8 protein-coding genes are annotated in these 12,843 nt (G+C 66.2%); 6 read left to right on the top strand and 2 right to left on the bottom strand.

All coding sequences use genetic code 11. The features are described 5' to 3' along the window. On the top strand, positions 1–572 hold a 572-nt coding region (locus JF886_RS04810), incomplete at its 5' end, for a divalent metal cation transporter (RefSeq protein WP_337310131.1). A gap of 426 nt (positions 573–998) precedes the next feature. Here the strand turns inward: JF886_RS04810 and JF886_RS04805 are convergent. Further along, positions 999–1,439 carry an ester cyclase gene (locus tag JF886_RS04805; RefSeq protein ID WP_337310129.1) on the bottom strand — a complete coding sequence of 147 codons (441 nt, stop codon included), beginning with the start codon at positions 1,437–1,439 and terminating at the stop codon, positions 999–1,001. Between the two features lie 599 nt (positions 1,440–2,038). Between JF886_RS04805 and JF886_RS04800 the strand changes: the two genes are divergently transcribed. Then, positions 2,039–5,452, top strand: a complete 3,414-nt coding sequence (locus JF886_RS04800; protein ID WP_337310128.1) for an ATP-binding protein — start codon at positions 2,039–2,041, stop codon at positions 5,450–5,452. 133 nt (positions 5,453–5,585) lie between these two features. After that, positions 5,586–5,807, top strand: coding sequence for a hypothetical protein (locus JF886_RS04795; protein WP_337310126.1), 222 nt, complete (start codon positions 5,586–5,588; stop codon positions 5,805–5,807). A 253-nt stretch (positions 5,808–6,060) separates the two neighbouring features. Here JF886_RS04795 and JF886_RS04790 read toward each other — a convergent pair whose 3' ends face one another. Continuing rightward, the gene (locus JF886_RS04790; RefSeq protein WP_337310124.1) at positions 6,061–7,242 is read right to left on the bottom strand and encodes an amidohydrolase family protein; all 1,182 of its coding nucleotides are present in this window, start codon (positions 7,240–7,242) and stop codon (positions 6,061–6,063) included. A 494-nt stretch (positions 7,243–7,736) separates the two neighbouring features. Here JF886_RS04790 and JF886_RS04785 point away from each other — a divergent pair, with 494 nt between their 5' ends. The 3 genes from JF886_RS04785 to JF886_RS04775 all read left to right on the top strand — a co-directional run bounded on the left by JF886_RS04785 (position 7,737) and on the right by JF886_RS04775 (position 12,524). Continuing rightward, positions 7,737–10,616: an ATP-binding protein gene (locus tag JF886_RS04785; protein WP_337310122.1), complete on the top strand. Its 2,880-nt coding sequence runs from the start codon at positions 7,737–7,739 to the stop codon at positions 10,614–10,616. An 88-nt stretch (positions 10,617–10,704) separates the two neighbouring features. Then, positions 10,705–11,706 carry a methyltransferase gene (locus tag JF886_RS04780; protein WP_337310120.1) on the top strand — a complete coding sequence of 334 codons (1,002 nt, stop codon included), beginning with the start codon at positions 10,705–10,707 and terminating at the stop codon, positions 11,704–11,706. Beyond that, the gene (locus tag JF886_RS04775) at positions 11,706–12,524 is read left to right on the top strand and encodes an SDR family NAD(P)-dependent oxidoreductase (protein WP_337310119.1); all 819 of its coding nucleotides are present in this window, start codon (positions 11,706–11,708) and stop codon (positions 12,522–12,524) included. The genes JF886_RS04780 and JF886_RS04775 overlap by 1 nt, the downstream gene beginning before the upstream one ends. Positions 12,525–12,843 lie beyond the last annotated feature (319 nt).

The raw sequence follows: 12,843 nt of genomic DNA, 5'->3' as shown, positions 1-12,843 counted from the left end.
CACGTCGGGTATCCGGAATGCAGGTTGATGTCCTCGTCGGGATGACGACAGCAGTGCTCATCATGTTCGCGATCCTGGTATCGGCCGCATCAACGCTCGGCGCCCACGGGATCACTAACATCGGCACCGCCGACCAGGCAGCGCAGGCGCTGAAGCCGATCGCGGGCAATTTCGCGGGACTGCTATTCGCGCTGGGAATCGTCGGCACTGGAGCGCTTGCGGTACCAGTTCTTGCGGGGTCAACCGGCTACGCCCTGGCGGAGACGTTCAATTGGCACGAGGGACTGTCAAAGAGCTTTCGGCACGCCCGCGGCTTTTACGTGGTGATCATCGGTTCCATGTTGGTCGGCTTGCTGATGAACTTTGTTGGTCTCAACCCGATCAAGGCGTTGGTGTACTCAGCCCTGTTGAATGGGCTGGCCGCGCCACCATTGATCCTCCTAATGCTGATACTCGGCAACCGCCGGAAGGCGGTGCATGGTTTTCGCAGCGGCCGGATATGCAATACGCTGGTCGGTATCGCCTTCCTGCTGATGGCGGGGCTGCCCATCGCGTACCTGGTCGCCAAGTGAGGCCTCACACGCCGCGGCGAATCATCCAGGCGGGGGCTCAGCCTTGGTGAGGAGTTGCGACGGCCACCCTCGCACGATCCGGACGAGTTGATCCCTGAGGAAGCCGTAGCACTCGCAGGACGCAGCCTCCAGGCCACGCCGGTCCACGAAAGCGAGCCGTCCGCCGCGGTCACGTATCAGGCCAGCGGCTTCGAGGCCGCCGACCGCCACCCTCGCCATCCGGTCCGATCCCATCATCTGGCCGAGATCGGTCGGTGATGGTGAACGAAGACGCGCCTGAGCGGCGGGTAAGGCAGCTCCGTTTAGCGTCGCGTCAGGGCCACGACATCCTGCCAACCCCGTAGGCCACCCGGAGATGTCGCAGACCTGGAAGTCCGCGCCGTCCCACTGCGAGGTGATGTAGTCGGGGCCCCCGTCGCGATCTGACTAGCCTCGCGCCGACGCCGGCTCCGGCATCAGCCCAAGCTGGGTCATGAACGTCATGTTGTCAAAGTAGACGCGGTGCTTGGTCACCTTGCCGTCCTCGACCTCGAAGACGTCCGTGAACGGCAGCTCCAGATGTTTTCCGGTGGGCGGGATCTCACCCATCGGGCTGGCCAGAGGGCCGGTGTGGGTACCGATGAACTTCCCTTCCGCGATCACTAGGTTGGCGCCCTCGACGCAGCGGTCCAGCGTCATGCGCGCGTCGGGAAAGGCGGTGATGAACACCTGGGTGTATGCAATGAAAGGCTCGATACCCTTCAGCGGCGGGCTGCCGGGCATCTGCGTCTCGACATCAGGGCTCATCATTGCTGCGGCTTCGTCCCAGTTCTTGTCGACAAAGGCCCGATAGTGCCGTTCGACGATCGATTCCTGGAGCTTTCCCACGGTTCTCCTCCTCTTCTTGCCGCCAGTAGCGGCTCCCGACCGTCATTCTCCGGCGGGACCCTGTGGTTGGTGGAGCCCCAGCTTACGTCCTCGCAGGAGTCGACCGAGTGTTCCAGTACATCGCAGTCTGTGACAACCCTTCTTCTGCGCCTCCACGTGTGTGGAAGATTCGTGCCACAGCCATGGTCGCAACCTCCTCCTGAAACTCGGCGTGAACGCCGTGTGGTCTGCGTGGCTTCCCATGTGGGCAGCGTGGAATGCCGTGGAAATTGGGGGTTAGTCGTCTCGAGGCCATTTTCGACCCCTCCGCAATACAGAATTACAACGCTACCTTGCCGAGGTAACGGTCGCGAGCTCGACCCTCGTCTCCCGATGTCGCGTCTCGTGTGCCTTCGTCGGAGTCTCCGTGGATGGTTAACGCTTTCGGCCTTGCAGGGTCCCCAAATCGCACCTGAACCGCCTTCGTGGGCCACACGCACAGGAAGACCGCCGCGTAACCTTCACCGACGGTAGGCAAGCGTTCGGGAGCCTCACGACGCTGGCGGGTCACCCGATGCATGTCCACGTTGACGCGTCGCCGTGGGGAGGAGCCTCGGAACATGGACCCGGACCGATCGGCGAGAGACGAGCCAAACCACCCAGTCCCTGCCAACGTCCCGGCCGCCCTCGGCGGCGCCACACCGCAGGGCGCCTTCGTCGGTCGCGCTCGCGAGATTGGCCTGGCACTGACCGTCCTGGAAGACGCGCTGGCTGGGCGCGGCAGGGTCCTCCTTGTTGCCGGCGAGCCGGGCATCGGCAAGAGCCGTCTGGCGGACGAGCTAGCCGAGCGCGCGCGGGAGCGGGCCATCCAGGTGGTGTGGGGCCGCTGTTGGGAGGCCGGAGGCGCGCCCGTGTATTGGCCCTGGGTGCAGTCGCTTCGGTCCCTTGTCCGCAATCTGAGCGCTGACGAGCTTCGCAGGCAAATGGGCACAGGAGTGGTCCACATCGCCCAGCTTCTCCTCGAGATCCACGGCACGGTCGGGGATCTGCCCGAAGCGCCTGCCATGGACCCGGAGGCGGCGCGGTTCAGGCTGTTCGATTCAATAGCAATCTATTTGACCCGAGCGGCGCTCGCGCGGCCGGTGATGCTCGTCCTCGACGACCTCCAAGTGGCGGATACGCCCTCTCTCCTGCTTCTGCGCTTCTTGGCGGGCGCGCTGGACGAAAGCCGCATCCTGCTGTTGGCCACCTACCGCGACACTGACCTGACGCCAGGCCTTCCGCTCACCGACACCCTTGCGGAGTTGGGTCGAGAGCAAGGCGTTCGTCGCCTGACGCTTCGAGGATTGACCGAGGTAGACGTTGCGCACTTCATCAGCGCCGCGGCGGGGTTTGACGCGCACGAGAGCTTGGCGCGACTGGTACACGGTGAGACAGAGGGGAATCCGCTTTTCGTACAAGAGGTCACCCGCTTGCTTCTCGAGGAAGGGCGACTGACCGAAGGAGTGGATGAACTGGGGAGCAAGATCGTCATCCCTCGGAGCGTGCGGGAGGTCATCGGGCGGCGGCTCAAGCCGTTGTCGCAACAGTCTCTACAGGTACTGTCGCTGGCATCAGTTCTGGGGCGCGAGTTCAACCTGGGCGCACTCAGCCGACTCGCCGAGCGCCCGGTCAACGACATCATCGCGGTGCTGGATGAGCCATTGGCTGCCGGGGTGATCAGCGACGTGCCCGCCACTGCGGGCCGGCTGCGATTTTCCCACGCCTTGATCCGCGAAACCATCTACGGCGAGATCGGCAGAGCTCGCCGCACACAACTCCACGAACTCGCTGCCATTTCCTTGGAATCGCTATACGAAGGTGACCCAGTACCCCATCTGGCGGAGTTGGCTTACCAGTTCTTCCAGGGTAGTGCCGGGGATCAGGCGACCTACTACGCGCGGAGGGCCGCCGCCCACGCCGTCTCGCTCCTTGCCTACGAGGAGGCGGTTCGCCTGTTTCAGATGGCCCTTCAGGGCCTTGCGATGAGCGACGCGAAGGATCCCGAACAACGATGTGCGCTGTTGCTGGCGCTCGGCGACGCGCAGGTCCGGGCAGGTGATGAGGCCGGGTCCAAGGAGAGCTACCTTCGAGCGGCCGATTTGGGTCGCAGCGAGGGGCTTGGTGAGCACCTGCCGACGGCGGCATTAGGCTACGGTGGGCGACACGTCTGGACGCGAGCAGCCGGCGATCGGCACGTAATTCCACTGCTCGAGGCCGCCCTGGCGGCGGTCGGTGACGGCGACAGTGTGCTGAGAGCGCGGCTCCTGGCTCGGCTGGCGGGGGCTCTTCGGGACGAGCCATCACCAGAACCACGCGAGTCACTGAGTAGGCAAGCGGTGGATGTGGCCCGGCGCGTCGGCGATCCGGCGACACTTGCCTACGCACTCGACGGCATGTTTGGAGCTTTGTGGCGACCCGATAATCCACAGGAACGACTCGCGATCGCGAGCGAAATCATCGGAGTGGGCGAGAGCGCGGGGGATCCCGAATCGGTGCTATGGGGTCATCACGACCGACTGTGCGTGTTCTTCGAACTCGGCGACATCCCATCGGTCTATGGGGAGCTCAGCGCGTTCGACCGTGTGGTTGCGGAGCTTCGCGAGCCCGCACTGAGCTATCTGGCTGCTGCTGAGCGTGCTGCGCTGGCGTTGCTTGAGGGTCGCTTTCGGGACGCGGAGCTACTGATTTCCGCCGCGCTGCAGGTGGGCCAGCGATCACGTGTTGCCGACGCCCTGGCCGCCCACGCGGGCCAGCTGTTCCACCTGCGCAGAGAACAAGGTCGGCTTGCGGAGATCGAGGAGCATATCGTGAGGGCAGCTCGGGAGTTCCACTGGTATCCGCTGTTCCGGTGCGCGCTCGCCCTGCTCCATTGTGAGCTTGGACAAAGGGCTCAGGCGCGCGCCGAGTTCGAGGAGATCGCCAATCGGGACTTCGCCGGCATACCCCTCGACAATTATTGGGTGCACAACATGTGCCTGCTCAGCGAAGTTGCGTGCCTCCTGGGCGACGATGGTCGAGCCGAGACCCTCTACGACTTGCTGCTTCCCTACGCGGATCGGAATGCGTTCGGCCCTCCTGAAGGCAGCGTCGGCTCCGTGTCCCGCGTCCTTGGACTCCTGGCTGATGTGAGGGCTCATTCGTCCGATGCCGAACGCCACTTCGCGGATGGTCTGGCGCACAACGAGCGCATGGGTGCGAGGCCCTGGGTGGCCCATACTCAGTACGACTTTGGCATGCTGCTCCTCAAGGGCGGAGGTCAGCGCGAACGCGCGATTGAGCTCCTTAAAAGCGCGCGCGACACGTGCGATGACCTGAGCATGTCGGTTCTTGGTGCCAAGGTTGCGACCGAGCTCGGTCATCTGGGGATCCTCGCCTCAGTTGCACCGACCGATGGCCTGCAAACACCCGTTGCGGACGGGAGGCTGCAGTTAGAAGGCGAATACTGGACGGTCGGCTACGAGGGGAGGGTGCTGCGACTGCGCGACAGCAAGGGAATGCGCATCCTTGCCCGCTTGCTGGCCCAGCCAGGGCGGCCGCACCCCTCCCTCGACCTCGAGCGCATCGGCGCTGGCGGCGACGACGCGACCGCCCGGGCCGTCGCCTCCGGCCACGCCGGCGAGCTCATCGACGATGAGGCGCGTCGCGCCTACCGAGCGCGAATGGTCGAGCTGCATGAGGCAATCGAGGATGCGGAGGCTTGGGGCAAGGCCGATCAGGCGGGTGCCATGCGGGAGGAGCTTGAGTTCATCACTCACGAACTTGGCCGCGCGCTCGGACTCGGCGGCCGGGCTCGCGTCGCGGGATCAACCAGCGAACGGGCCCGCCTGAACGTGACCCGGGCCGTCAAATCGGCAGTCCAACGGATCGCGACGATCGACCCAGGACTCGCTGCACACCTCGAAGGCACGGTTCATACGGGAAACGTGTGTTTGTACTCCCCCGATCCGCGACTGCCGATCACGTGGCAAGTGGGTCACGGAGATGTTCACTAACGCTGAACGCCAGAGCTGAACATTCGGCGCGTCCGGTTGAACGCCTCCTCAAACGACAGGCGCTGCACCCGGAGCCTCAGGTCCGGTCAGCGAGAACCGAGGCCACGTGAGTGGCGAAGACAAGGAGGTCGAAGTGGACACGGTATACAGGGGTTGGAACTGGAGCGCACAGCGCCTCGCCGCGCTGTTGGTGGGCCTGATGGCCGTCGTGCTGCTCGCGGCCAGTGGTGGCTATCTGATCAGAGGTGCGACCACACTCGTGGTGACGCACACGATCACCAAGACCGTCGCGATCCCCGCGACCCACTCGTTCTCCGGCGCGCGCACCTCTGGCGGCTTTATCCCTGGGGTGTGAGATTCAGGGGCCCGATCAGCCGGGGTTGATCGGGCCTCCGACCACCCTGGAAGGCCGAGCGCTGGCGCGTGGGATTGCGCAACCTCGCCCGCGTCGCGGAGGCAGCGGTGTTCATGACGCTGTCGTAGCCGTCGGCCGCCGCTGCGACTGAGTGGCCTCGGCCGCCGTCTGACCGCACGGCGTTCCACGGTGGTCGCAAACGTGGCTTCCAGTGCGGTCAGCGTGGATCGCCGTGGAAGTAGCCGACGCACGGTCAGTCGCCCCAAGCCACCCGCCATACCCGCCACAGCGCCGTCGGGTCGCTCAACGGGTCGCCGTGCACGAGCAAGAAGTCGGATGGTCCACCCTCGCGCACCACTCCCGCGTCAGGCTCCGCAAGGACTGTTCCTCCGCGCCAAGTCGCGGCGGCCAGAGCTTCCCAGGGTTCCAGTCCTGCCTCAACGAGGCTCTCGACTTCCCAGGCCAGCTGGTTAGCGCGTGTCGACCCCCCGCCAAAATCCGTTCCCGCTGCGATCAGGACCCCAGCGCGATGTGCGGTGCGCACGCTCTCTACCGCCCGCTCTCGTCGCGCAGCAAGGCGCGCGAGCCCCTCTGGACTCGTGAACCGCGGTATCGATGTGGTCCGCGAGAACGACGTCCATGAGCGAAAGAGGGCCAGAGTTGAAACTAGAGCGACGCCTCGCGCCGCCATGAGTCGGGCGGTATCGTCATCGATCTCGAAGCCATGTTCGATGCTGTCCACGCCTGCTTCGACGCAAGCCGACGCCGTTTCACGAGTCGAGGCATGAGCGGTGACTCGTGAGCCACGCGCGTGCGCGCTCGCGACCGCTGCGCGCACCTCGTGTGCGCTCCATGCGAACTCTTGCGGAAAGCCCGACTCGGGATAGAGCTTAATGAGAGTCGCCCCACGATCGAGCTCCAACTCGACCTGCGCACTGAGCGAGGGACCTGCGTCGACGCCCCGTGGAACCGTGTCGGGACGTTGGATGAACGTTCCGGCGGCTCGGACGTACGGACGGTCCTTCCGTCCGTCCCACCGGTCGCGAATCCCCAGGCTCAAGGCGCGGACACCACCGTCATGGGGATCTGTTCCTACTGGGGCTCCGACATCGCGTGCCCACCGGATCCCGGCCGCGTTGAGCAGCCGGCCGTTGCCCTCCGCCGTCTCGATCAGCTGGTCGGGGGAGTCGCCCACATGATCAAGCCAGTGGGCTCCCCCCGGCAGGGTGAGGTGGCTGTGGCAGTCAACCAGGCCCGGAACGACAGTCGTGCCCGACGCGTCGATCACCTTGACCGCCGGGCCGATCTCTTCCTCTCCGTCCGACGGCCGAATCCAGGTGACTCGATCATCATCGACGAGGATGCTCACCCCGACCCTCAACGTCGCCGAGCGCCCATCGGCGAACGCCGCGTCGCGGTAAAGTCGGCTGCTCACTGCGGGATAGCTTAATCGTCGCCTCGGCCAGATGTCACAGACGCATGAGATGTCCCCGCGGACGGCTCATGAACGTCAGGAGAGATGGGATCGCGCGGTCCAGCCGACGGTCACCGGCGGCATGGTCGAGCGACGAGGAACCCGGTCGATGTCAATGAGGAAGTCGTCATGAGGAGCGCTCTGTTCGGCCTTTTTGGGGGTCGCTTAGCTTTTTGCTCCTAAAAATCGAAAGCGCTCAAACTTGAGATCAAAGTGGACCGTCAAACAGGGCGTGGAGCGGGAGAAGGGACTCGAACCCTCGACATCCAGCTTGGAAGGCACGGTGTCAGCGAACACGTCGCCATACAAAGGGTTTCGTCGCGCTGGGTGGCTGAAACACCAAAACTACAGGTGCTCCGGACGCGGCGTTAGTAGCCTCCCACGGCATCGGTGCCGCGAGGCAACAGACCATCTCCCTCCCCCGCCGTCAACTGCTCCGTGCGATGATCGATGCGGTGTTGCTCCGGAATGACCACCCCGCGGTCGGGGCGCTTGCCGGCCGCGAACGGGAGCTAGGCGTCGCCCTGTCAGGGCTGACCACAGCCCTGCGGTTGGAGCCGCAGATACTCATCCTGCTCGGGGAACCCGGGATCGGCAAATCAACGCTCGCCCGGGCGGTGCTCGACGTGGCCGCCCGGCAAGGCATGGCGTCGGCCGCCGGGGTCGCCATTGACGACGCCGGTGCCCCCCCGTACTGGCCATGGACGCAGATTTTCCGTCGACTCGACGCGGAGATCGGGATCGCTGGGATCGCCCGGCGTGAGGATCTCGCCCGCGACTTGGGTGCGATCGCCCCGGGGGTGTTCGGCAACGCGACATCATCGGGCGACCGCTTCTCCCATTTCGATGCCACCGCCCGGCTCCTTCGGAGCGCCTCGGTGGCGCGCCCGCTGTCGCTGCTGATCGATGACGCGCAGTGGGCCGACGAGGCGTCGGTTCTTCTGCTCAGATATCTCGCGCGCACCATGTCGGACGGGCAACTGTTCATCGTGGTAACTGCTCGGGACACCGAGCGCAGCACGCAGGAGATTTTCGGCGATACGGTCAGTGCGCGAATCGTGACCACGTTGCACCTGAGGGGCCTCGATGCGGACGCCGTGCGGGTGCAGTTGGGCGCGATCGTGCCGCGAGACATCGAGGATGGTGAACTTGCAACGGTGATGCGCCTGACCGGCGGCAATCCGTTCCTCGTGCGCGAGGTCGGACACCAGATTGAAGATCGTGCGCTTTCACCCAGTGACGTCACCGTCTCTCCCAGCGTCCGAACAGCAGTGGAGGCCCGGCTGGCTGCGCTCCCCCAGCGGTCAGCACGCGTGCTGGAGGCGGCCGCGGTTCTTGGCTTGGAGTTCCGCGTCACGACTGCGGGTCACATGTGCGGGATACGCGAAGAGGACGCGCTGGACGATGTCGATCGTCTCGTCGCGGCGCGGCTGCTGGAGCGTGTGGACGTAGGGACCTGGCAGTTTCCCCATGCCCTGCTCCGCGACGCCGTCGAGGCGCGGCTGAGCACGTCTCGGTGCATCGAGCTACATCGCGCCGCGGCCGAGGTCATCGAGAGAGAGGGCGGGAATCGCGCCCTGAAAAGGTTTGAGCTGGCTCGCCACTGGGCCGTCGCGGCCCTCAGTGGCGAACGCGCGCGGGCCGCGACGGCCATCGAAGCTGCCGCACGAGAGGCCAGAGGGCAGCTGGCCTACGAGACTGCCGGTCGGCTGTACCGCCAGGCTCTGACCACGGGCGCGACGGAGATCGATGACGAGACAAGCGTTCGGCTGTGGCTCGGCGCGGGGGAGGCGGCGGCGCGGGCCGCCGATCATGCGGGGCGCTTTGATGCCTGCAATGAGGCGGCCCAGCTCGCGCGTCAGCTTGGCCGCCCCGATCTGCTCGCCGACGCAGCGCTCGCGATGTCACCGATTGGGCCGGACCTCTGGACAGCGGCGACCCGCCGCGCGTGCGCAGAGGCGCTTGCGGGGATCGGTGCGGGTGACCTCTCCCTCAGGGCAAGGCTGATCGCCCACGATGTTGAGACCCACCTCTACTCCGCGGAGCTCTATGACTTCGAACCGGCAACCCGGCAGGCGCTGGAGTTGGCGAACCGGTGTGGCGACGCAGACGCCATGGCTGGTGCGCTGCGCGTGCGGCAGTTCGTGTTGGGGGGTCCCGCACACGTCGACGAGCGGGCGGCGCTCGCCGCGGCGATGCTCGCTGAAGGCCGCGGGCTCGGCCTCCCGCACCTCGAGCTGCAGGGGCACCTAGCGCTAGTCGACGTCGAGCTCGAGCGCGGGAATCTCGCCAGCGCCGCCGCCGAGATTGATGCCGTCGGGGCGGCCGCGGCTCGCATGCGAGATCGCCACGCGCGGTTCTCGGAGCTCACCGCCCGTGCTGTGCTGGCCATGGCGCACGGCCGCTTCGACGAATGTCGACGGATGGCCGCGCAGGCGTTCGCAGGCTACCCGGCGGGCGGCGACCCCAACCCGTTCCTACTTCGCTCGGCGGTGCTGTCAAACCTCAGCCACCATGCGGGCGTGGAGGCCGCGACACTCCACGCGATCGAAGAGGCCCGCCGCCCGGTGTCGGGAGAGGACGCGGGTCTGATCCAAAGCCTTTCCGACGCCAGGGTGCTGGCACAGGCGGGTCGGATCGAGGAGGCTCATACCCTGTACGCCGGAGCCGGGCCTGCGGAGACGTGGCGCCCGCCGCCACACGTAGAGATGCTCTCGATGGCACTGGGGATCAGCGTCGCTCGATATCTCGGCCGTCGCGCGGACCTGGCCCTGCTCCGCAGTCGACTGCTGCCGTTCCGAGGCCACCACGTCGTTTGCGGGACGGGCGCCGTGGCGTATCTGGGACCGGTCGAGCTGTGGACCGGTGTCGCAGCGCGCGCCACCGGGTCCCTCGACGAGGCGATCCGAGACTTGGAGGCAGCCGCCAGGACGTCGCACACCGTTGGCGCCCCAGGCTTCGAGGCGGAGGCGAAGCTGGAGCTGGCCGGTGCCCTGCTGGACCGCGCCGCGGCGGGCGACGTTCCGCGGGCCCGCAGCCTCGTTGCAGCGGCGGCTCGGGTCGCGGGGAGGGTCGGCGCCGACGCTCTCGAGGACCGCGCCACAGCCGTCGCATCGCGGCTGGGATCGGCGCACGGGGCGCTGAGCCGGCGCGAGTGGGAGGTCGCACAACTGGTCGCTGCAGGGCACTCCAACCGTGGCATCGCCGAACAGCTCTTCCTCTCGGAGCGGACTGTGCAGAATCACGTCCAGCATGTGCTCAACAAGCTCGATGTCTCCAACCGTGCCCAGATCGCCACCTGGGTCGTGCGAAGAATTGAGCAGCGAAGTGAGTAATCCGGCGGATTCCAGGACCGCCTGACCGGCCACATCCTGCGTGTCGGGTGGCGACGGACGCCGCCGATTTGAGCACGGAGGTTGTTCGATGGCCATCACGCAGTCCGCGGCTCCGCCGCAGGTCACCATCTGGGAGACGACGAACGCCATAGTCGCTTCTCGCGCATTGCACGTCGTCGCGGAGCTGGGCGTGGCCGACCATGTCGGCCAGCAATCGACGCCGGTCGCCACCATCGCCGTGGGGTGTGGAGTTGACCCTAGGTCGTTGGACCGTGTGCTGCGCCTGCTGTCGTCGATCGGCATCTTCGCCCGGCGTCGCGGCGGCTACGCACACACCGACGCCTCCCTACTCCTGCGCAGCGACGCGCCGGGATCGATGCGCGCCTTCGCGCGGATGATGAACCTGCGACTGATGAACGAGACATTCACAGAGCTCATGCACTCCGTGCGAAGCGGAGAGCCGGCGGTCAACCTCGTCGAGCCACGAGGCTTCTGGGCCTATCTCACAGACCATCCCGACCAAGCGCGAGTCTTCGGGGAGGCGATGGAGGCGAGGGCAGCTGCGTACATCGCGGAGGTGCTCGCGGCCTACGACTTCCGACGGTTCACCACGATCGCCGACATCGGCGGTGGCCTCGGGCACCTGCTGCGGGCGCTCCTCACCGCAGCTCCAGGCGCGACCGGGATCCTTTTCGACCTCCCCGAGGTGGTGGCGGCGACCGACGTGGCGGTCGAACGGCTGACCACGGTCGCGGGCGATTTCTTCCGCGACCCACTGCCGCGCGCGGACCTCTACATCGTCATGGAGGTCCTGCACGACTGGGACGACCAGGACTGCCTCCGAATACTGTCTGCCATCCGCCGGGGTGCCGCTCCCGGCGCGACCGTGGCTGTCATCGAGAACATCGTGCCGGAGACCGGCGACGACCCACGCGTCAATGCCCTGGACGTCCTGATGCTGGCGATCACCGGGGGCCGTGAGCGGACGGCCGCTGAGCTGGCGGACCTGTTTGGTTCCAGCGGGTTCCGGCTGCAGGCCGTCATCCCCACGGCCGGACCAATGAAAGTCGTCGAGGCGACGGCGGTCTGATGAGAGGTCTTGCCGTCGTCACCGGGACCACGCGGGGTATAGGCACGGAGGTCGCACGGCAGCTGGCCGGGGACGGTTGGCAGCTGGTCCTTGTCAACCGCGACCTCACGCGTGCGCAGGCGCTTGCAGAGGAGTTGCGCGACTCGGTGGCAGCCTCGGTGTGCGCGGACCTCGCCGACCACCGTTCAATCGACAACGCGACTCGCGAGATCACCGCGCGGTTCGAGAGAGTAGACCTGCTGCTCAACAACGCCGGGGTGCAGCTCGGGCCGCGCCGCAACTCGGCGCAGGGCATCGAAATGCATTTCGAAGTCAACACGCTCGCACCGTACCAGCTGGTGCGGGGGCTCGCCGGGCCACTGCTGGCGGCACACGGTACTGTGCTGACGGTCGGGTCGCGGGGAATGTTGCACACGCGTGGGCTCAAGGTGGACGCGCTGCTCAACCCGACGAACAACCGGCCGCTCTTCGGCCCATACACCCAGTCGAAGTTCGCCGTGGCGGCGGTCATGGGCGGCCTAGCCCGCGAGTATGCCGATCGTGGCATCGTCTTCCGCGTGTGCTGCCCGGGCCCGACCAAAACCCGCGGCACCACCGGTGAGGGGATGCCGTGGTTCCTGCGTCCCGTGAGCGCCATTGCCTTCAAGCCCGCCACCAGGTCGGCCGCCAAACTTGTCGACGCACTGGATCCGCGATTCGGCCGTGAGACCGGGCTGTACATCCACGACGGAAAGGTCCGGCCAATGCCGCCGCAGGCAGTCGACCCGGCGGTGCAGCGCCGCCTTCTGGAGATGTGCCGCGACCTTACCGGGGTCTGAGTGTCGTCGCGCGAAACCGGGAACATCTCGTCGCCTGGGCGTTGGGCTCGCACACCATCCCCTGGGAGCGGCAATCCCCGGCCCGAACTCCAAATCCTCAGCTTCGTAGGGGACTGGCGACGTCCAGCTTGGAAAGCTAGGTTTCAAGCGCCCTGCCGAATGGCCGAATTCGCTTGTGTGGAGCGGGAGAAGGGACTCGAACCCTCGACATCCAGCTTGGAAGTAACCCGCTGGTATTCGAATTCAGCGTCGCAGAAACGCCTGTTGGATCATCAGATTCGGGGTTTTGTTGGCCAGGTTCGAGTAGCTTGCGGACGGG

This window comes from Candidatus Aeolococcus gillhamiae (assembly GCF_016464765.1).
GTDB classification, from domain to species: Bacteria; Chloroflexota; Dormibacteria; order Aeolococcales; family Aeolococcaceae; genus Aeolococcus; species Aeolococcus gillhamiae.
Note: the sequence above shows the minus strand (reverse complement) of the source record. Positions and strands in the feature narration are given on the sequence as shown.

What these genes read in the sequence shown, in the direction of transcription:
- JF886_RS04775 (WP_337310119.1), top strand. Translation starts at nt 11,706, where the DNA reads ATGAGAGGTCTTGCCGTCGTCACCGGGACCACGCGGGGTATAGGCACG.
- JF886_RS04780 (WP_337310120.1), top strand. Translation starts at nt 10,705, where the DNA reads ATGGCCATCACGCAGTCCGCGGCTCCGCCGCAGGTCACCATCTGGGAG.
- JF886_RS04800 (WP_337310128.1), top strand. Translation starts at nt 2,039, where the DNA reads ATGGACCCGGACCGATCGGCGAGAGACGAGCCAAACCACCCAGTCCCT.